Genomic DNA, 24,669 nt, shown 5'->3' with positions numbered 1-24,669 from the left:
CGCGGCCCGCTTTACTTGCAGGCGGCGCAGAAGCGCTGAATGCGGCGGCAGGCCTCCTCCAGAAGCGCTTCCGACGTCGCATAGGAGATACGGAAGTTCGGGCCGAGGCCGAAGGCCGAGCCATGAACGACCGCAACACCTTCCGTTTCCAGAAGCTCGGAAACGAAATCCTCGTCCGTCTCGATGACCTTGCCGGAGGGCGCCGTCTTGCCGATCAGGCCGGCGCAGGACGGATAGACGTAGAAGGCGCCTTCCGGTACCGGGCAAACGATGCCCTTGGCCTGGTTCAGCATGGAGACGACGAGATCGCGGCGGCCTTCAAAGATCTTCTTGTTCTCAGGGATGAAGTCCTGCGTGCCGTTCAGCGCCTCGACGGCCGCCCACTGGGCGATCGAGGTCGCGCCCGAGGTCTGCTGGCCCTGGATCATGTCCATCGCCTTGATGAGCTGGATCGGACCTGCGGCATAGCCGATACGCCAGCCGGTCATCGCATAGGCCTTGGAGACGCCGTTCATCGTCAGCGTGCGCTCATAGAGCTTCGGCTCGACTTCGACGGGCGTGACGAACTTGAAGTCGCCATAGGTCAGGTGCTCGTACATGTCGTCCGTCAGCACCCAGACATGCGGATGCTTCATCAGCACGTCGGTCAAGGCCTTCAGCTCGGCATGCGTATATGCCGCGCCCGTCGGGTTCGACGGCGAGTTGAAGATGAACCACTTAGTCTTCGGCGTGATCGCCTTTTCGAGATCGGCGGCCTGGAGCTTGAAGTTATGCTCCTGGGTGGCCGAAACGAAAACCGGCGTGCCGCCGCAGAGCGCCACCATCTCAGGGTATGAGACCCAGTAAGGCGCCGGGACGACGACTTCGTCGCCTGGGTTCAGGGTCGCCATGAAGGCGTTGAACAGGATCTGCTTGCCGCCGGTGCCGACGATCGTCTGCTCCCAGGAATAGTCGAGGCCGTTCTCCCGCTTGAACTTGGCGGCGATCGCCTTGCGCAGCTCAGGGATGCCGGAAACCGGCGTGTACTTCGTCTCACCGCGGTTGATCGCGTCGATGGCCGCCTTCTTGATATTCTCGGGCGTATCAAAATCCGGCTCGCCAGCGCCAAGGCCGATGACGTCCCGTCCTTTTGCTTTCAGCTCGCGCGCTTTTTGGGAGACTGCGATGGTGGCTGAAGGCTTCACGCGGGAAAGAGCATCGGCAAGGAAGGCCATGATATCGGTCCTAATGGTTGAAACGGGCAGAAAGCCGGGACCGGAGTTCTGCGGTTAGCTCTATGTCCAATGTATGACGGCATTTCAAGCGCAAAGGCGTGATGAGGACGATGATTCTTATTGATCGTTTCGTCGCACCGGCGAACCGGCCTGTCGGTCCCTTGCGGCAAGGTTTTCAGCACGACGTTGGATTTGCTCTGCACAGCTCTTGGCGGTCTCGCGAATGTTCTTATTATGTTCGCCTCAGGGGTGGGTCACTACTCATTCTGGGCGAATTGCTTTTCAAGGCATTGTTGGTGAAGTGCCGTCATGACAAAGCCGCACAGCAAGCCTTTCAAGCCACGGCTCCGTGATGGCGCGCCGCTCCCCGCAGCCGGGCGCCCCAGCGGCGAGAACCTGCCCAGCATCATCTTTCTCTCGATCCGATGCCGGCGCGTACCGCGCCGCGTCGAGTGTCCGGGAGGACACGGCTTCAGATGACGGACGCCCGAGGATTGAATCAGGTCGAAGGTCAGCAATATCAGCACCGGACGACCAGCCGGAGCATCGCCGCTCGCAGCTACATCAGCATCGACACGGCAATCTTGCTTGGAATCCTGTTTATCGCGATCGTCTTCCGGTTCTACAAGATCACCTTGCCGCTGGTCGACGGCTTCAGCTGGCGCCAAATAAGCACCGCGATGATGGCCGATAATTTCCAGCAGCGTAGCTGGAATGTCTTCTTTCCAGAGGTCAGCTGGACCGGCCCCGGGCCAAGTTATCAGGGCCGCGAGTTCCAGATTGTCAGCTATCTCACCGCCCTGCTCTACCAACTCTTCGGCTGGCACGACTGGTTCGGCCGCGTGGTTGCGGCCATCTTCGGTCTGGTGACGGTGGTTTCGTTGCACAGGCTGACAGCGCTGTGCTGGGACAAGATGCACGCCCACGCGGCGGCACTTGCCTATGCGCTGATGCCGGCGGCGATCATGATCGACAGCTCCTTTCTTCCGGATCCCGCGATGCTCGCCTTGGTGACCCTTGGCGTTTGGCTGTTCGTCAAGTACTGGGCCGGTGGCAGCGGCTGGCTCTTGCCGCTCGCCACCGCCAGCTTTTCGCTCGGCGCGCTGTCGAAGCCACCGGGCATCGCTGCCGGCGCCGTCATCTTTTACCTGATGGTCTGCTGGATTCTGGAGAGGAAGTGGAAGCAGGCACGCTTGGTTTTCCTCTTCGGGCTTTTGAGCCTTGCCATCATCGGCGCTTATTTCAGCTGGGCGATCTATCTCGCCCGCAGCTATCCGCCGTTCCATTTCGCTGGCAGCGGCGGCTATATCTGGGATTACGGCGTCTGGTCATATGTCAAGGACAGGTTCTACTTCCAATCCGTCTGGAACACCTCGGTTTTGTGGTTCTATGGCTACCCGTTCATGCTGCTGTTTGCGGTTGGCTTGTGGATGCCGCTCAGCCGCGCCGAAGATCCGAGGCAACGCGCCCTTTCGGCGATTCCCTATGTCTGGCTGGCCGCGGCTGTGATCCTCTATCTGGCCGCAGCGGGCGAGATCACCAGCAATGTGTGGAACTTGCACGTCTTCCATGTGCCGGCCGCGATGTTCTGCGGCCACGGCGCGCTTCTTCTGGCGAAGCTTTCATCGAAAACCGTTCTAAACCCGACGGTCGTGCTCCGCTCCATCTGCATCGTGATCGTCGCGGTGGGCTGGTCGACCCTTCCCCTCGTCAGGACAATGAAAAAGCCAATCGCCACGAACGGCAAGCTGCTTGGCGAGGAACTGGCGCGACTGGCCCAGCCGGGCGACCTCGTCGTCGCCATCGCGCCCGAGGTCGGCGATCCCGTCGCCGTCTACTACAGCAGGGCGCGCGGCTGGGTATTCCCGCCTGGCGGAGGCGATGCCGAATGGTCGAAATTCGTCGCCGATGACACCACCGCGATCGCCCAGCTCGAGGAACTACGCGCCCAGGGCGCGGATCTGTTCGGCGTGGCCAAGAACGCCACCGACAAGGAGGCCCGGCTGTTCCTCGAGCACCATGATGGGATTATCGATCATCTCGACAGGACCGCAACCAAGCTTGTAGATTCGGAGAATCTGTTGATCTACAGGATCACCCGTCCTTAGGAGCCGCGACAGTCCGGTCCCTGGGTATGGCCTCGACTCCGGCGCTTTCGCAGTGGGGGCGATCCGGCCTTTCGTCTTTAGAAATCAGAGAGATCGTCGGATTTCGTCATCGCCACGAATAAGCCGCAACAAATGCCGCACGCCGCCGCAATTCGGTCGCGAGCGCGCCGAGATCGAAGCCGCATCATTGCTTCATCCAAAATTGGTTATTGAGGGTACACCAATGTTTCTGGAAGATGAGTTCGCCACTGGGCGCATGCGCATGCGCCGAATTTCCATTTCATTTCTTGTCGCCGCCACCGCCTTTGTGGCCTGCGTCGCCGCTATGCTGGGACTGGCCTCAGCCGCGCGGGCCGAAGCGCAGCACGCGTCCGGCCAGCTCGTGGCACTTGTCCGGCCGAATGACGTCAACAGCGGCTCGCTGCTCTTTCCGTCGAAGGAGCCCGGCTTTTATGTCGAAGCGCCGCGACTGAAGACCGACGTCGCAATCGACGTCTCCGGACCGATCGCCAGGGTGAAGGTGACGCAGCGCTTCCAGAACCCGAGCCCGGGCTGGGTCGAGGGCACCTATGTCTTCCCGCTGCCGGTGAATTCCGCCGTCGACGCATTGAAGATGCAGATCGGCGAGCGCTTCATCGAAGGCCAGATCAGGCCGCGCCAGCAGGCCCGCGAGATCTACGAGCAGGCCAAAGCCGAGGGCAAGAAGACGGCGCTGCTCGAACAGCAGCGCCCGAACATTTTCACCAATCAGGTTGCCAATATCGGACCCGGCGAAGACATCGTCGTGCAGATCGAATATCAGCAGACGGTCCGCCAGTCCGGCGGCGAGTTCTCGTTGCGCTTCCCGATGGTCGTCGCGCCGCGCTACAATCCGGCACCGATCGTTCAGACCGTCGAATTCAACAACGGTGCCGGCTTCGCCACGCCAAGCGACCCAGTGGAAAATCGCGACAGGATAGAAGCCCCCGTGATCGATCCGCGCGAGAACGCCAAAATCAATCCGGTTTCTCTGACCGTGGATCTCAAGGCCGGTTTCCCTCTCGGCGACGTCAAATCCTCCTTCCACGAGGTCGAAATCCGGCAGGACGGAGACCAGTCGAGAGCGATCAGCTTGAAGGGGGACTCCGTTTCCGCCGACAAGGATTTCGAGCTCACCTGGAAGGCCGCGCCCGGAAAGACGCCGAGCGCCGGCCTTTTTCGTGAGGTGATGAACGGCAAGACCTATCTGCTCGCCTTCGTCAACCCGCCGACGGCACCGGATGCGGCGGAGCCGCCGGCAAAACGCGAGGTGGTCTTCGTCATCGACAATTCCGGATCCATGTCCGGCCAATCCATCGAGCAGGCAAGGCAGAGCCTGGCCCTTGCCATTTCCAAGCTGAAGCCGGAGGACCGCTTCAACGTCATCCGTTTCGACGACACGATGACCGATTATTTCAAGGGTCTCGTCGCCGCCACGCCAGACAATCGCGAAAAAGCCATCGCCTATGTCCGTAGCTTGACCGCCGATGGCGGCACGGAAATGTTGCCAGCGCTCGAGGATGCGCTGCGCAACCAGGGTCGGGTCGCAAGCGGAGCGCTGCGCCAGGTCGTGTTCCTCACAGATGGCGCGATCGGCAACGAACAGCAGCTCTTCCAGGAAATCACCGCAAACCGCGGCGATGCCCGTGTCTTCACCGTCGGCATCGGCTCCGCGCCGAACACCTATTTCATGACCAAGGCTGCCGAAATCGGCCGCGGCACCTTCACGCAGATCGGCTCGACCTATCAGGTGGCGAGCCGCATGAGCGAACTCTTTGCCAAGCTGCAAAACCCGGCCATGACCGATATCGCCGCAAATTTCGAAGGCATCGCTGCTGAAGATATCACGCCGAACCCGATGCCCGACCTCTATAGCGGCGAGCCTGTCGTCCTGACGGCGGAGCTGCCGCAGGGCAAACCCGCCGGCAAGCTGCAGATCGTCGGCACGACGGGCGACCGGCCCTGGCGGGTCGAGATGGATATCGCCAATGCTGCCGACGGGAGCGGCATCTCCAAGCTTTGGGCGCGGCGCAAGATCGACGATTTCGAAGCCCGCGCCTCTGAGCGGCGGGATCCCGTCGCCCTCGACAAGGATATCGAGACGGTGGCGCTCGCCCACCACCTCGTCTCGCGCGTCACCAGCCTTGTTGCCGTCGACGTCACCCCGTCGCGGCCGGTGAACGAACCGCTCGGCTCTGCGAAGCTGCCGCTCAACCTGCCCGAAGGTTGGGACTTCGGGAAGGTCTTCGGCGAAAATGCCGTCCCATCAGGCGGCGCAGAGCGCCACGGCGCGGCGACGCCGGCCGGAAGCGCTGAGCCACAACTGGTCGCAGCCGCAACGCAGGATCTCGCCGCATCGTCCGAGATCGCCCACTTGATGGCCGCTGCGCCAACGGCGAGAGCCGCCACGCTGATCGCGCAGAAGAGCTCGACCGTGAACTTGCCGCAGACGGCGACACGCGCCGACGAGCAGATCATGCGCGGGCTCACCATGCTGCTGCTGGCGCTGGCAGCCGCGAGCGGCCTCGCCATCTGGCGCCGCCGCCTTAAGAAGCTCGTCACGGTCGGAGCCTAGCGCGATGGTTTCTAGCAACAATGAGGAAGCGGCTGAATTCGAGCCGCTTCCGACTTATCTGGAACTCGCAATGGCCGCCGCCACGGCCCACGAAACTCCGAAGGCACGCCAGAGGAAGGGTTTCTTCCTCTGGCGTCTTTCGCCGATCGAAAAGACGATTGCCCTCGCCATCGCCGGCCTTGCCTTCTACGGCCTGGCGCTGATCGGCGACGGCTTTCTGCTGAAGGCGAAGGCAGAAATCTCGCAGGTCCTGCTGAAGCGTGCTTTTGCCGCCGAATTGAGCGGCAAGGAGACGAAGCCCTGGCCCTGGGCCGATTTCACCACGGAAGCGAAGGTGCGCGCGCCGCGCCTTGGCCAGGAGGCGATCGTGCTTTCCGGCGCCTCGGGCGAGGCGCTCGCCTTCGGTCCGGCCTGGCTCGCCAACACACCGCAGCCGGGCGAAGAAGGCACCTCCGTCATCGCCGCCCATCGCGACACACACTTCCGCTGGCTGCAACATGTAAGGCCCGGCGATGCGATCGAAATTACCCGCCGCGACGGAAAGCTATTGACCTTCAAGGCCGGCGAAGGCCGCATAGCCCCTTGGGACGCAAGCGGCATCGATGCCTCCTCCGATGGCCGCCGCCTCGTACTGACCACCTGCTGGCCCTTCGATACAACCGAACGCGGGCCGCTGCGCTACATCCTCGAAGCGGAACTGGTCGATGGTGAGGCGACAGGCTCCGTTCAATCGCCGAACACAAAGCCGTTATTGCAAGGCGAGTGAGGCTTGAAGCCGTCCCCTGCCCGCTCCACGTTCAGCATAAAGAGACGACGGGGAGCAAGATGAAGAGAATATCCGCCTTCCATTTCACGGCAGCGCTGGTTTTCGCGGGCGCAGTGTCGGCCGATGCGGCAGATACCGTGAACACGCAAGGCCCGACCCTTCGTGTCGAAAAACTCGCCGATGGCCTCGATCACCCCTGGGCGGTCGAGGTGTTGCCCGACGGCGCCTACCTCGTCACCGAGCGGCCCGGCCGAATGCGCATTATCCGCGACGGTAAACTCTCTGAGCCGATCGGCAACGTACCCAAGGTCAGTGCGCGCGGCCAGGGCGGGCTCCTGGACCTGGCGCTCGCCCCGGATTTTGCCACGAGCAGAAAGCTCTATTTTACGGCTTCCATGGCCGGCCGCCAGGGCTCCGGCACCGAAGCCTTCAGCGCGACGCTTTCCAAAGACGAGAAGAAGCTCGAAGCTGTGACGCCTGTCTTCACCATGCGGCGCTTCACATCCACCAACATCCACTATGGCTCGCGGATCGCGATTGCCCGTGACGGCACACTGTTCATCAGCGTGGGGGACCGCGGCGACCGCGACCGTTCCCAGGATTGGCAGGACAATGCCGGCGCGATCGTCCATATCAATGCGGACGGCAGCATCCCCGCTGACAATCCCTTCAAAGACGGCGGCAAGGCGCTGCCGGAGATCTGGTCAAAAGGCCACCGCAACCCGCAGGGCATCACCTTCGACGCCAAGGACGGCAAGCTCTATACGGTCGAACATGGCGCGCGCGGCGGCGACGAAATCAACCAGCCCGAAGCGGGCAAGAATTACGGTTGGCCGATCATCACCTACGGCCGCGACTATTCGGGCGCCGAGATCGGCGAAGGCACCGCCAAGGAAGGGCTGGAGCAGCCGTTGCAGTATTGGGACCCTTCGATCGCGCCCGGCGCGCTCGCCATCTATCGCGGCGCCATGTTCCCGGAATGGAACGGCGATTTCCTCGTTGCAGCGCTGAAATTCCAGCTGCTTTCGCGAATGCAGCGAGATGAGAGCGGTGCCTTCGTTGCCGAGGAGCGCCTGTTCGAAGGCGATTACGGGCGCATCCGCGATGTCGTCGTCGCGCCCGACGGGGCGTTGCTGATGGTGACAGATGAGGACCACGGCGCGCTGCTCAGGGTTTCCAGGGCGCAGGCGAGTAACGGCTGAGACGTCACAGTGAACCACGCAACTCCTTGCGGATGACGAATTTCAGCCCAGACCAGATCTCATCGACGGCGCAAACCTTGACGTCGACCAGGCCAGTCGGAAGCAGGATCTCCCGCAGCACGTCCTCGGTAATATCCGTCGCCACCCGTGAACTCTTCTTCGGCCAGGAGATCCAGACCATCCCGTCGGGCCTTAGAACATGAAAAAGCTCGGACGCGGCAGCCTCAAGCGTCGCCCGTTCGGTAACAAACAGATGCACATAGTCGAACGCCCGCCAACGCACTTCGGGAAGCGTGCGGACCACCGAGGCAAAACGATCGAAACCATGGATGCCATCGATCGTCTCGGGGACACCAAGAAGAGCAGCCGCCTGCCCACTCGCGAGGCCGAGCTTTCTGACGAGCGGCGTGCCGGAATAACCCGCCGCGCCGCTCGCTGGCCGTTGTTCATGTGGCATGCCTTCATCTCCGTCGTCAGGCTCAAGTCTTCACCCTTGCCGAATGGAAACGCAACTGCTAACCGCTGGGGCACATCCCTTCCCCTTCGAGGACGACATGACGCGCATTCAGGCGAACATCCTCCTGTTGCTTGCAGCCGCCATCTGGGGCGGCGGCTTCGTCGCCCAGTCGACCGCGATGAAGGCGATCGGCCCCTTCTGGTTCATTGCCTTGCGTTTTGCCGTCGCTACATTGGCGGTGTTGCCTTTCGTTCTTCTCGAGGCGCGCAAGGCGGACGAGAAGACAAGCGCACGCCACGCGAAGCTCTATGTCCTCACCGGCCTTGCCCTTTTCAGCGGCGCTGCCACCCAACAAATCGGTCTGCAGACGACGACGGTGACGAATTCCAGCTTCATCACCGGCCTGTACGTCGTCTTCGTGCCGCTCATTGCTGTGTTCTTCCTGCGCCGTGCCCCGCATTGGATCATCTGGCCGGGCGCGGTGATGGCGCTCGCCGGTATCTATCTCCTGTCCGGAGGTCACCTCTCGGCGCTCACATCAGGCGATCTCCTGACGGTCGTCTGCGCCTTCTTCTGGGCGATCCAGATCACCCTTGCCGGCACGACCGTCTCAGAAACCGGAAGGCCGCTCACCTTGGCTGCAACGCAGTTTTCCGTCACCACGGTTTGCGCGCTTGCGATTGCCGCAGCCGTCGAACCGATCAGCCTCTCAGCGATTTGGGCCGCGGCACCCGAGATCCTCTATGTGGGTATTTTCTCTTCCGGCTTGGCCTTCGTGCTGCAGGTAATTGCCCAGCGCTACACGACGCCCTCGCAGGCGGCGATCTTCCTCTCGTCCGAAGCGCTGTTCGGCGCATCTCTCGCAGCCCTGATTCTCGGGGAGTCGATGCCGACGACGGGATATACAGGTTGTGCGCTAATGTTTACCGCTATGCTTGTAGTCGAGATCGTGCCCGGTTTTGCTCGCCGCCGCATGCCGGCCGCCTGAACACGCGTCCAAATATGGGGGATGCCGAATTCGAAAAAAATTTTAAGCGACGCTGAAAGCCCGTTTACGTTGCATTTTTTGGCAAAATCTGCTCGGAACTTACATTGCAGACAATATAAAACGTTAATCATTCCTCATTCACGGCGGAAATTTTGCGTTTTTGCGCAAATCGGATGTCGGCCGAAGTGTGCCCGGAAGGACACGTTAAAAAACTTTTGCTTGCCAAAATCCCTTAAACGCAGCACTCTCGGCGCGTTCGGGCATTTTGCGAGCATGGGAAGTCCTTAAGTATTTGCGCGCCGGGAACGCTAATATTCCGGTCAGCCGGTTCCGAAAATGGTGGGCAAAAGTCCCGCTTGGAGCAGGCCGAGGTAGAGGGGACCTTTTTCTCACATTTCAAGACTTGCCTGCCAACACCTCCCGCAAGGAGGCAATGCTATGATGCTGCCCGTGTGGATGGCGGGCAGAGAGAAAAGGACCTGACGCATGGCCGAGACTGGCACTGTAAAATTCTTCAATACCGACAAGGGCTTCGGCTTCATCAAGCCGGACCGGGGCGGCGCCGATATCTTCGTTCACATTTCTGCCGTACAGGCCTCTGGGCTGGCCGGTTTGACGGAAAACCAGAAGGTAAGCTTCGACACGGAGCCGGATCGCCGCGGCAAGGGCCCTAAGGCAGTCAATCTGCAGATTGCGGGCTGAGCCCTTAACAAGGCTGTCGAATTCGAGTTGAAGCCCGGCAGCAATGCCGGGTTTTGTCGTTCAGCCTTCGTTCAGCTAGCGATCTTTACTACTGCATCATCGAGGAAGGAGCCGACGTTCGGCTCCCGAGATTGGGACTTATGCTTATGAAAAGGCTCGCAAAAACTCTTCTGCTGACGGCAACGCTCGCCGCGCTTACCATCTCCGCCATCGGTGAAGCATCGGCCCGCGACCGTCATTGGCGTCGCAACGATGCGCTTGTCGGCGGCGCTGTCGGCCTTGCAACCGGCCTGATCGTCGGCTCGGCCATTGCCAATGCCAATAACGGCCCTGTTTACGATGAGCCTCGCTACATCGACCCGCCCTACGAGCCAGATTACTACGAGCCTGCTCCGGTGTACCGGGCCCCGCGCCGCGTCTACGTCGAGGAACCGCGCTATGTCGAGCGGCCGCGATACTATGCCCCGGCCCGTGCAACGGTTGAACCCTGGACGCCGCAATGGGAGCGTTATTGCTCCTACCGCTACCGTTCCTTCGATCCGCGCAGCGGCACCTACATCGGCTATGACGGTCGCAGTCACTTCTGCACCGCTGGCTGATCTTCCGACAATTCATCGCAAAGCGCCGCTCTTCAGCGGCGCTTTTATTTTTGGCTTATTCAGCCGGCCTTCTTCTCCCAAGGCATCGCCTGCACCTCGGCATCCGGCTCGAAATCAGTCGAGACGCTGACGGCGCGCCATTCCCGATCGGCCTCGATGCGCGCCGCATCCGCCTTCTCGACATTGCGCACGGCATCGCTGCCCAGCAACAGCCGGAACGGCGGTGCGTCGAGACCGGCAATGTGAATGATGACCGAGGCCGCTTTGGCGGGATCGCCGGGCTGACGGCCGTCATATTCACGCTGGAAACGCACAGTGGCGCCAACCGTTTCCGCATACTCCGCACGCCCCTCGGCCAGTATCGTCGAGGCGCCGGCGAAATCCGTTCTGAAGCCGCCGGGTTCGATCACCGTTACCTTGATGCCGAATGGCGCGATCTCTTTCGACAACACCTCCGAGAAGCCCTCGACGGCGAATTTGGCTGCCGAATAGGCGCCGCGTCCGGCCGGTCCGATGCGGCCGCCGACAGATGAAAACTGGATTATATGGCCCGCCCGCTGTTCGCGCATAAGGGCGATCACCGCCTTGGTCATGATAACAGTGCCGAACAGGTTGGTCTCGATCTGGGCTCGGAAGTCGGCAAGGCTGGTATCCTCGATCGGTCCGACATTGCCGTAGCCGGCATTGTTGACAAGTACGTCTATGCGTCCGAACCGCTTCACGGCGGCCTTCACCGCGGCAGCTGCCGCCGCCTCGTCGGTCACGTCAAGCGCCAACGGCAGCACCTGAGCGCCATACTGTTCCGAAAGATCGGCAAGCCGGCCGGGGTCGCGCGCCGTCGCCACCAGATTGTCGCCGGAGGCAAGAACCGCCTCCGCCAGCGCCCGCCCGAGGCCGCGCGAACTTCCCGTAATCAACCAGACTCTGGACATCGGAAACCTCTCCTTGTTGGTTCCCGGCTCATGTATGTTCTGTTGTTTCAGATCGAAAGAAGGTACCAACACGATCTAAACGCACCTGAAGGTAACTCACGTGGCCGACGACACATTCAATTTCTGTTGCAACATGACCGATGAGCAGGATGCGCGGGCGCGCGGCCTGATCGAGCGGGCGGCGGCGAAATGGCCGCTGCGCATCCTGCACGTGCTGTCCGATGCCGGTGCGCCCTTGCGCTTCTCGCGCCTCATGGAGCGGGTCGAGGGCATCAGCCAGAAAGTGCTGACACAGACGCTGCGCACTCTGGAAAACGACGGCCTCATCATCCGCACCCTCTATCCCGAGGTGCCCTTGCGCGTTGAATATGAATTGACGCCGCTTGGCCGCGATCTCCTCATGCAGGTCGCAACACTTTGGCGATGGGTCGTCGAACGGCTAGGCGATTTCGACGCGCGCAAAGCCGTAAAGCTGAGCGCCACAAACGTTTAGGCCGGAATGCGGATCGTTGCCCTCAAGCCCCCGAGCGGGCTGTCGCCGAGCGTTACGTTACCCCCATGGCTGCGGGCGATATCGCGGGCGATCGCAAGACCGAGGCCAGTGCCCGATGCATCAAGGTTGCGCGCCGTATCCAGCCGGAAGAACGGTTTGAACACGTCCTCGCGATTCCTTTCTGGGATTCCCGGCCCGTCATCGTCGAAGATAACGGTCAACCACTTGGCATTGTGCTTGGCCTCGATGTCTAGCCTGTTGGCATAGCGGCGCGCGTTCGAGGCAAGATTGGTGACAAGACGCGTGAAAGCATTCGGCCTGACCGAAATGTCGTCGTCGCCCTCGATCGAATAGCTAAACTTCTTGCCGTGCAGGACGAAATCGGATTCCAGCTTGGCGAAGATCTCGCTGAGCTTCAGCTCGCCGACATCCTCTTCGACCTCGCCGCGGGCAAAGGCCATGTAGGCCTCCAGCATCGTCTGCATATCGTTGACGTCGTCGTTCAGGCCATGCAGGTCAGGATTGTCGCCCGCGAGCGCCAGTTGCAGTTTGAAGCGAGTGAGAATCGTGCGCAGATCGTGGCTGACGCCGGAAAGCATCGCCGTACGCTGCTCGATCTGCCGCTCGATGCGTTCGCGCATCAGGATGAAGGCAAGGCCGGCGCGCCTGACCTCGTCGGCGCCGCGCGGATAGAAATTGTCTGGCTTCTGCCCTTTGCCGAAGCTTTCGGCCGCCCGCGCCAGCATCAGGATCGGCCGGATCTGCCCGCGCAGGAAGAGGATCGAAATGCCGATCAGCACCAGCGATGTGCCTACCATCCAGACGATGAAGATATGGGTATTGGAGGCATATGTCTGACTGCGCTTGGCCAACACCCTGAGGATCTTGTTCTCGAGCTTGATCCGAATCTCGACGAGATTCGAATTGCCGACCGTGTCGATCCAGAAAGGCCGGTGGATCTCGTCGGTGATCTCGTCGCTGAGGATGCCGTCAAGGATTGAGAAGAACGGCTTGACGCGCGGCGGCGGCAGGTCGCCGTCCGGCTCGATCGATATCTGCAAGTTGAGTTGATCCCGCGCGATGCGAATGATCTCGCTATAGTCCGAATTCTGCGGATACGTTTCGACGATCTCGATGATCGCGGCGATGTCGCGCGTGACGGCGAGCGACAACCGCTCGGTCACCATTTGCCAGTGGCGCTCCATGAAAACGGCCGCGACGACGGATTGCAGCAGCACCATCGGGATGATGATGATCAGCAGCGAGCGGGCGTAAAGTCCGGTGGGCAACCGCCGCCGCAGCCAACGGACGATCCAGCGCCAGCCCGCCGCCGGAGCGCGGTCTTCCCGCCGCAAGCTGTCCATTGTCACCATCGTCAGTCCCGGCCGTTCAGAGCACGATGCAGGAAAGTGTGAACGTTATCGACATCATGCCCCACTTCTCAAAGCTAGTCGATGCTCAGCCTGTATCCGATGCCGCGCACCGTCTGCAGCCAGACGGGGTTGGCCGGATCCTCCTCGATCTTGCGCCTGAGCCGGTTGATCTGCACGTCGATCGTTCGTTCGCCGACTTCAGTGTCATTGCCGATCAGCTCATGGCGCGGGATGGTGTCACCGGCGCGCCGCGCAAAGAGAAGCATGATTTCCTGCTCGCGGTCGGTGAGCCGGATCACCTCGCTGGCCTTCTTCAGCTCCTTGCGGGTCAAGGAGAAAGTGTAGGGTCCAAACATGACCTGTTCGATCTTTAGCCCCTCACCGTTGGAGTTGCGGCGCAGGATATTGTTGATGCGCAGCACCAGTTCGCGTGGGTCGAAGGGTTTGGAAAGATAGTCGTCGGCGCCGGCCTCGAGGCCTTCGATGCGGTTGCCCGATTCCGCCAGCGCTGTCAGCATGATGATCGGCACGTTCTTGATGGCGCGAAGCCCGCGGGTGACGTCGATGCCGGATTCGCCCGGCATCATCACATCCATGATGATGAGATCGAAATCGAGGCCCGCGAGTTTGCGTTGCGCCTCGGCGCCGTCGGCCGCAACAGTGACGCGAAAACCGTTTTCCGCAAGATAGCGATTGAGCAGCGCACGGATGCGGGAGTCATCGTCGACCACCAGCAGATGCGCCGCATCGTCAGAAATACCTGTTTTGACCGCCATTCAATCCGCCTTCTTTCTGTCCCGCATGCCTCTGAGGAAGGCCTTCACGCCCTCCCGCACCTGCGCAGAAGCTCCTTCGAATGCCCGCTCAATGCGGCGCGATTGCGGCTCTGCAAGGGCAAGCGCCAGCTCGCGCCCCGATTTAGTCGGATACAGCTTACGTTGCCGCCGATCCTCGGGTCCGGCCACTTGGCGAATATAGCCCGAATCGATCAGCTGTTTCAGCACCCTTGCAAGACTCTGCTTGGTGATCTTCAGTGTGTCGAGAAGATCAGCCACCGTCATGCCCGGATTGCGGTTGACGAAATGTACGACGCGGTGATGCGCCCGGCCGAAGCCACTCTTTTCGAGGATGGCGTCAGGATCGGAAACGAAGTCGCGGTAGGCGAAGAAGAAGAGCTCGATGATCTCGAAGTCGATACCGTCTGTATCTTCCATCGGTGTGGCCAACGGCTCCGGCGTGCCTGCTTTCGAACCGGTCTGTCGTGACACTCGGCATTTCCTTTCTCGTTCCGCGCATTGGGGGAAACTTTCGCCAAGATATGTCAGCATTGTTGACATAAATTTTCGCCGCTGCTAGCTTTTGTCGAACTTCGCGGGAGCCCCCGGTCTCTCAATTTCCCTGGCATTTCTTTGGAAACCAACGTCCGCCCGGAACTTCCGACGCAAAAAGCAATTCCCCTTGCGTCTGTGGATAAAACGTATTGGGGGCAACAATCAACAGACATGGCGCGTGAAGCGCCGGAGGAGGTTTAGGATGGCTTCGGTTCCTTTCGACCAGCTGGATGGCGAAATATGGTTCAACGGCGAGTTCGTTGCCTGGAAGGACGCTAAGATCCACGTGCTGACACACGGCCTGCATTATGCCAGCGCCGTCTTCGAGGGCGAGCGCGCCTATGGCGGTCGGGTGTTCAAGCTCACTGAACACAACCAGCGCCTGCACAGATCCGCCGAGATTCTCGGTTTCAAGGTGCCCTATTCCGTCGAAGAACTCGATGCCGCGACCATCGAACTGTTGCAACGCCAGGGGTTTCAGGACGCCTATGTCAGGCCGATTGCTTGGCGCGGCAGCGAGATGATGGGCGTTTCCGCACAGGCGAACCGCATCAACGTCGCCATCGCCATCTGGCAGTGGGGCAGCTATTTCAACCCGGCAGAGAAGCTGAAGGGCATTCGCCTCGATATCGCCGAGTACCGACGTCCCGATCCGAAGACCGCACCTTGCGCCTCCAAGGCTGCCGGCCTCTATATGATCTGCACGATTTCCAAGCATGCCGCCGAAGCCAAGGGCTACGCCGATGCGATGATGCTCGATTATCGCGGCCAGGTCGCCGAAGCGACAGGCGCCAACATCTTCTTCGTCAAGGACGGCGTCATTCATACGCCGACACCTGATTGCTTCCTGAACGGCATCACCCGCCAGACCGTCATCGAGCTCGCCAAGCGTCGAGGCATCGAAGTGATCGAGCGCGCGATCCTGCCGGAGGAACTGCCTGATTTCAGCGAGTGTTTCCTCACCGGCTCGGCTGCGGAAGTAACTCCGGTCTCTGAGATCGGTCCGTATCGGTTTACGCCGGCAACGATCTCAGAAACCCTGATGAACGACTATATAAAGGAAGTCTATCCGGCGGCGGTTGCCGTCGGATAAGATCCTAGGTGATTGGTCCCGGCGCCGAAATGCGCGTCGGGCCTTTATCTATGCGCCTTTGCCATCACCAGTCCGGCGAGCGTCGACAGGATGCCACCGCCGATCAGGCCGCCGATGCCGTCGGCAATCAGGCCGGCTATGGCCGCTTCTCCGTCGACCCCGAGCAGCATGCCGCCGATCGCGCCCGCGATCGTACGAGCAACGACGTTGATCGCGTGCTGCTTCAAAGCGGCACTCGCGGCGTTGGCGCCGATCGCACCAGCATTCAATTGTATGACGAACGGAAGAGCGCCTCCATCCACTGGCGACCTCCTCGATCGCCGATCCATGCCGAACCCGGCATATTAGCATTTTTGAATATACAGAGGGAACGCGTAAGGCAAATCAACCCTTGCGGGATTAAGGCGGGAGGACGTAGCCTCTTACGAGGCGGCCTTCCGACCGCCTCGTTTACAGCTTTTTCGATAATCTTACTGATAGACGTAAACGATCCGACGCGTACCTGGATCAACGAGAACAGGCCGGTCATTGATCCTTGTGTAGCGATATTCATAGTCCGGAATTGTCTGGAAAGTCACGTCGGCAGGCACTTCCGCACCGACGACCACATCGCCGCCGAGCCGCACCGTCTCGGTGGGGTTGGTCTCGATATAGGTCCGCACCGTCTCTGGCGGAGTGATCGTTTCGACGGCTCCAACGGGGCCGATCAATTCATCGCCCGGCGCCGGTTGCGGGTCAGCCGGGACAACGCTGGCGGTTGACTCGTAGGTCACGACCGGAACGCCGATCTCGGCACGATGCTGCTCGACGATAACTTGGTTGCCGCCGTACTCCATCTGCAGATAATCCGCATAGACCCAGCCGCGGATGCCGTTGACGTCGACACGGCACCAGCGGCTGCCTTCAATACAGCCGTCGAGCACCGCGGTGGAACCGCGGGTGGCGAGACCGACGGCCGGATATTGCGGGCCCGGACCTGCGCGGACGTTGAGATCGTTGACCGTGGTCGCCACCATCTCCGCCTGCGCCATGCCGCCGCTCGCTAGGAGCACGGCTCCAGCCAGCAGGATGTTTCTCTTCAAGGTCATGTGAGCGTCTCCTTGGTTTCGATGGCCGGACAACGCGTGGCGTTCCACGATGTTCCCCCCCGCACCGCTCCGCCAAAAAGACACCCGTAAACTTGCCCCTATAAGGAATTGGAATAAAAAAAGAAAAGGCGATTTCTTCAAAGCGTCCGAGCGGCAAGAGACCTATAAACTTCTGTTTCAGTCGGTCTTGTTCCCGTGAAACACGCGTCAAAGCAGAAGATTTCGGCTGTCCTTGCCGTCGTTTCGGACTATACCCTGAGCACCCGAGACACCCCAGCGAGGCACTAATGGGCATGCTCCAAGCCGGCATCATTCCGGTGACACCCTTCCAGCAGAACTGCACAGTCTTCTTCGATCCTGACACCCAAGAAGGCGTCGTGGTTGATCCGGGCGGCGACGTGCCGCTCATCCTTCAGGCGATTGAAAAAAGCGGCTTAACCATCAAGGAAATCTGGCTGACGCACGGTCATCTTGACCATGCCGGCGGCGCAAGCGAGTTGAAGGAAGCCCTCGGCGTCGACATCGTCGGCCCGCATCAGGACGACCAGCCGCTGCTGCAGCGCATTGAGGCACAGGCTGCGACATACGGCATATCCGGATTGCGGAATGTTTTGCCCGACCGCTGGCTGAACGACGGTGACAAGGTCTCATTCGGCGCCCACGAATTCGAGGTCTATCACGCGCCCGGCCATGCGCCCGGCCACGTGATCTATTTCAACCGTGCTCAGAATTTCGCCCATCTCGGCGACGTGCTCTTCAACGGCTCGATCGGCCGCACCGACCTGCCGGGCGGCAATCATCAACAGTTGTTGGATTCGATCCGCGACAAGGTCCTGCCGCTTGGCGATGACGTCGGATTTATCTGCGGCCACGGCCCTGGCAGCCGCATCGGCGACGAACGGCGGAGCAATCCGTTTCTACAGGAAATCAGAGCCGGTGCAGCCTTTGGCACCGGCGCATCTGGCGACACCGACCAAAGGATATGAGCCGACGCTCACATCATCTTCCTGCCGTTCGGCACCGGCCGTTCGACCCCAGCAAGCACGATCGCGCCGTTCTCGTCCTCAAATCCCAGCGTCAGCACCTCCGAGCGGAACGGCCCGATCTGCCGCGGCGGGAAGTTGACCACGCCGAGCACCTGCCGGCCGATCAGGCTTTCCAGCGCGTAGTGGACGGTGATCTGCGCCGAGGATTTTTTCAAGCCGATCTCGGGACCGAAATCGATGACCAGCTTGATTGCCGGCTTGCGCGCTTCCGGAAAGGCGCTGGCCTCGACGATCGTGCCGATTCGAATGTCGACACGTTCGAAATCGACGTAGGTGATCTCTTCGGCCATGGGGGCTCCGCTACCGCATGATCCTTTCGGAAAATCGAGATCGATTTTACGAAAGGATCATGCGCAAATCTAAAGTGTTAGAACGTCCTTAGCGCGTCTTTAGAGACGCGCGGCGCTCTAGCCGGCCAGCTCCTCGGCCCGCTTGCGCGCTGCCGCGAGTGCCGTATCGAAGAGGGGCTGCATGCCGTTCTCCGCCATCAGCACTGCTAGCGCCGCCGCTGTCGTGCCGCCGGGAGAGGTCACATTCTGCCGCAGCCGCGAAGCATCGTCGGGGGACTGGTGCAAGAGTTCACCAGCCCCCGCGACAGTTTCCCGCGCAAGACGCATGGCGAGGTCCGCCTGCAGGCCGAGTTTACGGCCCGCCTCCGCCATACATTCGACGAGATAGAACACATAGGCCGGGCCACTGCCGGAAAGCGCGGTCACGGCATCGATATCAGCCTCCGCGGGCACCCATTCAACGGGGCCGGAGACGCTGAGAAGGGCATGGACGCGCTCGCGCTGCTGATTGCTGACCCTTGAATTGGCAAAGGCCCCGGTTACGCCGCGGCCGACCATCGCCGGCGTGTTCGGCATGGCTCGCACCATGGCAGCTTTGCCGAGATGTCTTTCGAGAAAACCGAGCGTCTTGCCTGCTGCGACCGAGACGACGACTGTGGCCGGCCCTACGGCGCTTTTCACCGCCGGCAAGACCGTTTCCATCACTTGGGGTTTGACTGCGAGGAATAAGACGCTCGCCTTCAACTCCGCAGGGACTTCGGTCAGATGCGTCGCACTGGCTTCCTTGATCGTCGCCAGCATCGCCGACGAGGGGCCGGGATCCACGACGATGACGGCTGAACCCGGGACGCCGCTCTTCAGCCAGCCGGCGAGCATCGCTCCGCCCATATTTCCCGCGCCGATCAGCACGACGGGATTTGCCGATGAAAAAGCTTTCGCCGGCATCTCAGGCCTCGCCCACCGTTTCGAACAGCACGGCTTCCATCGCCTTCGTCGCGTCCATGCCGGACCAGACGACGAATTGGAATGCCTGGAAATAGGCTTCGCAGGTGTCGAGCGCGCTGGAAAGCAGCACCTCTACCTGACGGTTGGTCGGCTCGGCGCCGCCGGCAAGCAGCAGCGACTGCCTGAAGATGACCACATCTTCCTGACGCCAGAGGTCGAAATGCCCCATCAACACCTGCCCGTTGATCGCCGAAAGCAGTTTGACCACCTCGTTGACCCTGATGTCGGGGACTTTGATATCGAAAGCGCAGCCAAGATGCAGCGCCTCGAATTCCTCCATCCAGGAGAAGGAGACATGATAGTCCGTCCAGCGCCCTTCGACCGTCATCGCGATCTCGTCCTCGCCGGACCGCTCGAACGACCAGTCGTTGTTGGAGGCCACGTACTCGATCATATCGACCGGGTTCGATTGACGCTCGACTTCCAATTCCATCAGGTTCATGCAGCACCTTCTTGACCGGAACGAATGCGACTAACTTGGGATACGAACACAAGAAAGACACACGCAAATACCGGAAACCACCACTGGATGATCGTTGAACCGCTGCCAGACTTAACGCAGATAACCTGCCCGGAGCTTACCAAGTCGCTTCGAATCATCATTTAAAATCAGTGTATAATGACCCTCGCCACCTGCCAGCCCCCAGAGAGGAAAATAGGGACGGGTCGTTGTGGAAAGCACTTCGAAACTCAATTCAGAAGGGAGAATAAGCGACTCTGCGAATTGGCTTTTTTGGCAGTGTCCACAGGTGGAAAACTCACCTGGAATTTTTTAGGACAGACGCGGCGTGTGACATGAAGGCAACGCCGCATCTGCACCGTATCGGGATTTAATGCCCCTCGCCGGCAAGCTTGGCCTCCAACGCCGCGATACGGGCGGCAAGCGCCTCGTTTTCATCGCGCGCCTTGATCGCCATCTCGCGCACGGCCTCGAATTCCTCGCGCTTGACGACGTCCATGCTGTTCAACCAACGCTCGGCCTGGGCGTTGAAAGCCGTCTCGATCTCCTTGCGGACGCCCTGGGCGGCACCTGCCGCGTCGGTCATCAGCTTGGCGAACTCGTCCATGATGCGGTTCGTTCCGGTCGTCATGGCGTTTTTCTCCCTTCGCATAAGGTGAATTCAGCCCTTCGGGGCCTCGAAGATTGAGGTAGGGCTTCGCCACCCACGATGCAAGCGCTTTACGCGGGATAGCCTTGTTCAAAGCCGGTAACGGAGGGGCATTCACGAACAATGCACTTGACCGTCCGGGATCGCGGCGGCATGTTCCGCCGACCTCAATGGATGGGAAAACCTTGCCGACAGCAGCCAATCTCCTTGCCATCATGCCTTTCCCTGACATCGATCCGATCGCTTTTTCGATCGGTCCGTTGGCGATTCACTGGTATGGCCTGGCTTACGTCGCCGGGATCTTGCTCGGCTGGGCCTATGCGCGCCGCATCGCTGCCAATGACAGTCTCTGGCCGGGCAATCGCTCGCTGATAACGAGGACGCAGCTCGACGATTTCATAGTCTGGGCAGCGCTCGGCGTCGTCCTCGGTGGCCGTCTCGGCTACATTTTCTTCTACGACCTGTCCGCCGTCCTGCGCGATCCCGTCCGTGCAGTCGAAATCTGGAACGGCGGCATGTCCTTTCACGGTGGGCTGGCCGGCATGACGATCGCGATGATCATCTTTGCGCGCCGCAACGCCATTCCGATCTGGAGCCTGTTCGATATCGTCGCCGCCGTCGTTCCCTTCGGCCTGTTCTTCGGCCGCATCGCCAATTTCATCAATGGCGAGCTCTGGGGCCGGTTGACCGACGTCCCCTGGGCCGTGGTGTTCCCGACCGGCGGCCCCTTCGCCCGCCATCCGAGCCAGCTTTACGAGGCCGGCTTGGAGGGCATCGTTCTCCTTCTGGTGTTGGCATCCCTGGTCTATGGCATGCGCGCGCTGAAAAGCCCGGGCTTCGTCTCCGGCGTCTTCGTCTGCGGCTATGCGCTGTCGCGCATCTTCGTCGAGTTCTTCCGCGAGCCGGACGCCCAGCTCGGTTACCTCCTCGGCACGAACTGGCTGACCATGGGGATGGTTCTCTCCTCCCCGATGATCCTGCTCGGCCTCTGGGCGATCCTGCGGGCCCGGCGCCAGGCTGCACCGCAGCTCTGACAATGGCAGGATGCGCGACATGACCACCGCTTTAGGCGAAAAGATCAAGGCGATCATCCAGGCCAACGGTCCGATCAGCGTCACCGATTATTTCTCGCTCTGCCTCGCCGATCCCGAGCACGGCTATTACCGCACCCGCGAGCCCTTCGGCCGCTCCGGCGATTTCGTCACCGCGCCGGAAGTCAGCCAGATCTTCGGTGAAATGATCGGCGTCTTCGTCGTCCACGCCTGGCAGCGTCACGGCACGCCAGGCAGCGTACGCCTGGTCGAGATCGGGCCCGGCCGCGGCACGATGATGGCGGATATGCTGCGTGTCATCGCCCGCATCGCGCCGCCGCTTTTCGAAACGATGAGCGTTCATCTCGTCGAAACAAGCGAGCGCCTGCGCGACGTCCAAAGCCGGACACTCGAGTCCTACGGCGAAAAGATCGCCTGGCATCACGGCTTCGACGAGGTGCCGCCGGGTTTCACGCTGATAGCCGCCAACGAGTTGTTCGACGCTATCCCGATCCGCCAGTTCATCCGCACGCAAACGGGTTTCCGCGAGCGTATGGTCGGCCTCGACGCAGATGGCGAGCTGACCTTTGCCGCCGGTGTCGCCGGCCTCGATCCGGCCCTGCTGCCCGAACCGATGCAGAACCTGCCGCTCGGCACGCTCTTCGAGATCTCGCCCGCCCGTCAGGCCGTGATGTTGGCGATCTGCGAGCGGCTGCGCGCCTTCGGCGGCACGGCGCTGGTCATCGACTACGGCCATCTCGTCACCGGCTTCGGCGATACGCTGCAAGCGGTGCGCATGCATGAATTCGACCCGCCGCTCGCCCATCCCGGCGAAGCCGACCTGACGAGCCATGTCGACTTCCAGCAGCTCGCCGAAACGGCGCTGGCGGCCGGCCTGCATCTGAACGGCGCCCTGCATCAGGGCGACTTTCTGACCGGGCTCGGCATTCTCGAACGCGCCGCCACCCTCGAGCGTGACCGCGAACCACAGACCCAGCAGGTCATCCAGTCGGCAGTCGACAGGCTTGCCGGCGCCGGTGAGGGTCGGATGGGCGAACTCTTCAAGGTAATGGCGGTATCCCATCCAGCCGTCGACCTCATGCCCTTTCGCCCGGTGGATTGACAGGGCGCATGCGGCTGAGCCAACATCCGCGCGAAACAGGAACTTGAAACGCGTCGCTGATGCGATGCGCTCGGGACAAGAACAAACCTCTCGAAAAACCCGGAATCACAGATGCAGGACGCGGCCTTTCCCGCACCGATCCAAAGCGCGCTACTGAATGAAGCCGCCGGCGCCGCCATCCGCCACGGTTATTTCACCCGGGCCGGCGGTGTTTCCGAAGGGATCTATCGCGGTCTCAATGTCGGCCTCGGCTCCAGCGACGAGCGCGGAAACGTCATGGAAAACCGCCGCCGCGTCGCTGCCTGGTTCAATCTGCCGCTCGAGCGGTTGGCAACCGTTCATCAGGTGCATTCGCCCGACGTCGTGACGATCGGCGCTGATTACGACGGCGCCCGCCCCGACGCCGACGCGATGGTGACGGCGGTTCCCGGCATTGCGCTTGGCGTACTGGCCGCCGATTGCGGCCCAATCCTCTTTGCCGACCCCGAAAATCGCGTCATCGGCGCCGCCCATGCCGGCTGGAAGGGCGCGCTGACCGGCGTGCTTGAAAACACCATTGCAGCCATGGAAGCCTTGGGGGCGGACCGTGCCGGCATACTGGCCTGCGTCGGCCCCTCGATCAGTCAGGCGAGTTACGAAGTCGGGCCGGAATTCGTCGATCGTTTCGTCGCCGAAAATCCGGATTACCAGCGCTTTTTCAAGCCCTCCGCAACGCCGGGCCGCGCCATGTTCGATCTGCCGGCGCTGACGATCGACAGGCTGACCCGGGCTGGCGTGCAGGCCGAAAGCCTCGGCCTCTGCACCTATCCCGATAGCGAGCGCTTCTTTTCCTATCGCCGGACGACACATCGCGACGAGCCGGACTACGGCCGCCAGATTTCAGCGATATCAATCAGGGAGACTTGAGCAGAATGGCACTGCACTTCGAAAAGGCCGAGTTCTCAAGCAGGCTTGCGCGCCTCACCGAGAAGATGAAGGAAGAAAAGCTCGACGCCTTGCTGCTCTTCGCCCAGGAAAGCATGTATTGGCTGACCGGCTATGACACCTTCGGCTACTGCTTTTTCCAGACGCTGATCGTCAAGAGCGACGGCACCATGGCGCTGATCACCCGCTCGGCCGATCTTCGCCAGGCTAAACACACGTCAATCCTTGAGGATATCCACATCTGGGTCGACAGGGTCAATGCTGATCCGACGCTCGACCTGAGGAACCTCCTGGTCGAGATGGATCTGCTCGGCGCGCGCATCGGCGTCGAATATGATACGCATGGCATGACCGGCCGCGTCGCCCGCTTGCTCGACGCGCAGTTGACCACCTTCGGCCAGATCGTCGACGCTTCCTATCTCGTCAGTCGTCTTCGTCTCATCAAGAGCCAGACCGAGGTCGCCTATGTGGAGCGAGCTGCCGCTCTCGCCGACGACGCGCTCGACGCTGCAATCCGGCTGACGAAACCGGGCGCCGATGAGGCCGACATCCTGGCGGCCATGCAGGGTGCGATCTTTTCCGGCGGTGGTGATTATCCCGCCAACGAGTTCATCATCGGCTCCGCGGCCGACGCCCTGCTCTGCCGCTACAAGGCCGGCCGCCGCAAGCTCGACGCCAAGGACCAGCTGACGCTTGAATGGGCCGGCACTTACGCCCATTACCATGCTGCCATGATGCGTACGATCGTCATCGGCGAGCCGATGCAACGTCATCGCGAGCTTTACAATGCCTGCCGCGAAACCATCGAGGCGATCGAGACCGTGCTGAAGCCCGGCCACACCTTCGGCGACGTCTTCGACATGCATGCCAGGATCATGGACGAACGCGGCCTCGCCCGCCACCGGCTGAACGCCTGCGGTTATTCGCTGGGCGCCCGCTTCTCGCCCTCCTGGATGGAGCACCAGATGTTCCATGTCGGCAATCCGCAGCCTATCGAGCCGAACATGTCACTCTTCGTGCACATGATCATTGCGGACTCCGATACGGGCACGGCGATGACGCTCGGACAGACCTATCTGACGACGGCGGATGCGCCGCGCACACTTTCCCGTCATTCGCTCGATTTCATCGGCCTTTGAAGACCGAATTGAAGGGTGAGAATCCGGAATTGACAGAGGACCGTCCCCGCCCGCATAACTTCG

26 protein-coding genes are annotated in these 24,669 nt (G+C 61.2%); 14 read left to right on the top strand and 12 right to left on the bottom strand.

All coding sequences use genetic code 11. The annotated features are described in order from the left end of the window. Window positions 1-11 precede the first annotated feature (11 nt). The gene (locus FFR93_RS09605) at window positions 12-1,214 is read right to left on the bottom strand and encodes a pyridoxal phosphate-dependent aminotransferase (protein ID WP_064705716.1); all 1,203 of its coding nucleotides are present in this window, start codon (window positions 1,212-1,214) and stop codon (window positions 12-14) included. Window positions 1,215-1,690: 476 nt separating this feature from the next. Between FFR93_RS09605 and FFR93_RS09600 the strand changes: the two genes are divergently transcribed. From FFR93_RS09600 to FFR93_RS09580, 4 genes are all read left to right on the top strand, one after another. Then, window positions 1,691-3,322 (top strand): glycosyltransferase family 39 protein, encoded by a 1,632-nt coding sequence (locus FFR93_RS09600; RefSeq protein ID WP_138393063.1) that lies wholly within the window; start codon window positions 1,691-1,693, stop codon window positions 3,320-3,322. A 223-nt stretch (window positions 3,323-3,545) separates the two neighbouring features. Then, a complete protein-coding gene (locus tag FFR93_RS09590) occupies window positions 3,546-5,915 on the top strand; it encodes a marine proteobacterial sortase target protein (RefSeq protein WP_138393062.1) in 2,370 nt (789 codons plus the stop codon). 4 nt (window positions 5,916-5,919) lie between these two features. Then, window positions 5,920-6,681, top strand: a complete 762-nt coding sequence (locus FFR93_RS09585; RefSeq protein WP_138393061.1) for a class GN sortase — start codon at window positions 5,920-5,922, stop codon at window positions 6,679-6,681. Between the two features lie 59 nt (window positions 6,682-6,740). Continuing rightward, window positions 6,741-7,883 (top strand): PQQ-dependent sugar dehydrogenase, encoded by a 1,143-nt coding sequence (locus tag FFR93_RS09580; protein ID WP_138393060.1) that lies wholly within the window; start codon window positions 6,741-6,743, stop codon window positions 7,881-7,883. A 4-nt stretch (window positions 7,884-7,887) separates the two neighbouring features. Here FFR93_RS09580 and FFR93_RS09575 read toward each other — a convergent pair whose 3' ends face one another. Next, entirely contained in the window at window positions 7,888-8,340 is a 453-nt protein-coding gene (locus FFR93_RS09575; RefSeq protein ID WP_138393059.1) for a DUF3052 domain-containing protein, read from the bottom strand. Window positions 8,341-8,437: 97 nt separating this feature from the next. On the opposite strand from FFR93_RS09575, the gene FFR93_RS09570 reads away from it, so the two are divergent. The 3 genes from FFR93_RS09570 to FFR93_RS09560 all read left to right on the top strand — a co-directional run bounded on the left by FFR93_RS09570 (window position 8,438) and on the right by FFR93_RS09560 (window position 10,629). Beyond that, on the top strand, window positions 8,438-9,328 hold the full coding sequence (locus tag FFR93_RS09570) for a DMT family transporter (protein ID WP_064711474.1): 891 nt from the start codon (window positions 8,438-8,440) through the stop codon (window positions 9,326-9,328). 486 nt (window positions 9,329-9,814) lie between these two features. After that, the gene (locus FFR93_RS09565) at window positions 9,815-10,030 is read left to right on the top strand and encodes a cold-shock protein (protein WP_003561293.1); all 216 of its coding nucleotides are present in this window, start codon (window positions 9,815-9,817) and stop codon (window positions 10,028-10,030) included. A 146-nt stretch (window positions 10,031-10,176) separates the two neighbouring features. Then, window positions 10,177-10,629: a BA14K family protein gene (locus tag FFR93_RS09560; RefSeq protein WP_064706141.1), complete on the top strand. Its 453-nt coding sequence runs from the start codon at window positions 10,177-10,179 to the stop codon at window positions 10,627-10,629. A gap of 59 nt (window positions 10,630-10,688) precedes the next feature. On the opposite strand, the gene FFR93_RS09555 is transcribed toward FFR93_RS09560, so the two are convergent. Next, window positions 10,689-11,561, bottom strand: a complete 873-nt coding sequence (locus tag FFR93_RS09555) for an oxidoreductase (RefSeq protein ID WP_064705723.1) — start codon at window positions 11,559-11,561, stop codon at window positions 10,689-10,691. An 85-nt stretch (window positions 11,562-11,646) separates the two neighbouring features. Between FFR93_RS09555 and FFR93_RS09550 the strand changes: the two genes are divergently transcribed. Further along, window positions 11,647-12,054 (top strand): helix-turn-helix domain-containing protein, encoded by a 408-nt coding sequence (locus tag FFR93_RS09550; RefSeq protein ID WP_246569427.1) that lies wholly within the window; start codon window positions 11,647-11,649, stop codon window positions 12,052-12,054. Here FFR93_RS09550 and FFR93_RS09545 read toward each other — a convergent pair. The 3 genes from FFR93_RS09545 to FFR93_RS09535 form a co-directional block, all read right to left on the bottom strand. Beyond that, on the bottom strand, window positions 12,051-13,427 hold the full coding sequence (locus FFR93_RS09545; protein ID WP_064705724.1) for an ATP-binding protein: 1,377 nt from the start codon (window positions 13,425-13,427) through the stop codon (window positions 12,051-12,053). The two genes, FFR93_RS09550 and FFR93_RS09545, sit on opposite strands and share 4 nt — an antisense overlap. A gap of 74 nt (window positions 13,428-13,501) precedes the next feature. Further along, a complete protein-coding gene (locus tag FFR93_RS09540; RefSeq protein ID WP_064705725.1) occupies window positions 13,502-14,203 on the bottom strand; it encodes a response regulator transcription factor in 702 nt (233 codons plus the stop codon). Further along, entirely contained in the window at window positions 14,204-14,695 is a 492-nt protein-coding gene (locus FFR93_RS09535) for a MarR family transcriptional regulator (RefSeq protein ID WP_064705726.1), read from the bottom strand. It lies immediately after the preceding gene. A gap of 265 nt (window positions 14,696-14,960) precedes the next feature. Between FFR93_RS09535 and FFR93_RS09530 the strand changes: the two genes are divergently transcribed. Further along, complete coding sequence (locus FFR93_RS09530) at window positions 14,961-15,851, top strand: branched-chain amino acid aminotransferase (RefSeq protein ID WP_138393058.1); 891 nt, start codon at window positions 14,961-14,963, stop codon at window positions 15,849-15,851. Window positions 15,852-15,895: 44 nt separating this feature from the next. On the opposite strand, the gene FFR93_RS09525 is transcribed toward FFR93_RS09530, so the two are convergent. After that, a complete protein-coding gene (locus FFR93_RS09525; RefSeq protein WP_246661289.1) occupies window positions 15,896-16,153 on the bottom strand; it encodes a hypothetical protein in 258 nt (85 codons plus the stop codon). A 168-nt stretch (window positions 16,154-16,321) separates the two neighbouring features. Continuing rightward, entirely contained in the window at window positions 16,322-16,939 is a 618-nt protein-coding gene (locus FFR93_RS09520) for a DUF1236 domain-containing protein (protein ID WP_064711470.1), read from the bottom strand. A 287-nt stretch (window positions 16,940-17,226) separates the two neighbouring features. On the opposite strand from FFR93_RS09520, the gene FFR93_RS09515 reads away from it, so the two are divergent. After that, the gene (locus tag FFR93_RS09515; protein WP_064711469.1) at window positions 17,227-17,925 is read left to right on the top strand and encodes an MBL fold metallo-hydrolase; all 699 of its coding nucleotides are present in this window, start codon (window positions 17,227-17,229) and stop codon (window positions 17,923-17,925) included. A gap of 8 nt (window positions 17,926-17,933) precedes the next feature. On the opposite strand, the gene FFR93_RS09510 is transcribed toward FFR93_RS09515, so the two are convergent. From FFR93_RS09510 to FFR93_RS09495, 4 genes are all read right to left on the bottom strand, one after another. Next, window positions 17,934-18,275 (bottom strand): tRNA-binding protein, encoded by a 342-nt coding sequence (locus FFR93_RS09510; RefSeq protein ID WP_064705731.1) that lies wholly within the window; start codon window positions 18,273-18,275, stop codon window positions 17,934-17,936. Window positions 18,276-18,392: 117 nt separating this feature from the next. Continuing rightward, window positions 18,393-19,220 (bottom strand): pyrroline-5-carboxylate reductase, encoded by an 828-nt coding sequence (gene proC / locus FFR93_RS09505; protein WP_138393056.1) that lies wholly within the window; start codon window positions 19,218-19,220, stop codon window positions 18,393-18,395. A 1-nt stretch (window position 19,221) separates the two neighbouring features. Next, a complete protein-coding gene (locus FFR93_RS09500) occupies window positions 19,222-19,722 on the bottom strand; it encodes a YbjN domain-containing protein (RefSeq protein ID WP_003561305.1) in 501 nt (166 codons plus the stop codon). Between the two features lie 388 nt (window positions 19,723-20,110). After that, window positions 20,111-20,371 carry an accessory factor UbiK family protein gene (locus FFR93_RS09495; protein ID WP_009997186.1) on the bottom strand — a complete coding sequence of 87 codons (261 nt, stop codon included), beginning with the start codon at window positions 20,369-20,371 and terminating at the stop codon, window positions 20,111-20,113. A gap of 203 nt (window positions 20,372-20,574) precedes the next feature. On the opposite strand from FFR93_RS09495, the gene lgt reads away from it, so the two are divergent. The 4 genes from lgt (at window position 20,575) to FFR93_RS09475 (ending at window position 24,606) form a co-directional block, all read left to right on the top strand. Further along, entirely contained in the window at window positions 20,575-21,423 is an 849-nt protein-coding gene (lgt, locus tag FFR93_RS09490) for a prolipoprotein diacylglyceryl transferase (protein WP_138393055.1), read from the top strand. A gap of 19 nt (window positions 21,424-21,442) precedes the next feature. Further along, a complete protein-coding gene (locus FFR93_RS09485; protein WP_138393054.1) occupies window positions 21,443-22,543 on the top strand; it encodes a class I SAM-dependent methyltransferase in 1,101 nt (366 codons plus the stop codon). Between the two features lie 111 nt (window positions 22,544-22,654). Continuing rightward, window positions 22,655-23,449: a peptidoglycan editing factor PgeF gene (gene pgeF / locus FFR93_RS09480; RefSeq protein WP_138393053.1), complete on the top strand. Its 795-nt coding sequence runs from the start codon at window positions 22,655-22,657 to the stop codon at window positions 23,447-23,449. Window positions 23,450-23,454: 5 nt separating this feature from the next. Further along, entirely contained in the window at window positions 23,455-24,606 is a 1,152-nt protein-coding gene (locus FFR93_RS09475; RefSeq protein WP_138393052.1) for a Xaa-Pro peptidase family protein, read from the top strand. Window positions 24,607-24,669 lie beyond the last annotated feature (63 nt).

The sequence above is a fragment of the Rhizobium sp. MHM7A genome (assembly GCF_005862215.1).
Taxonomy (GTDB): domain Bacteria; phylum Pseudomonadota; class Alphaproteobacteria; order Rhizobiales; family Rhizobiaceae; genus Rhizobium; species Rhizobium bangladeshense.
Note: the sequence above shows the minus strand (reverse complement) of the source record. Positions and strands in the feature narration are given on the sequence as shown.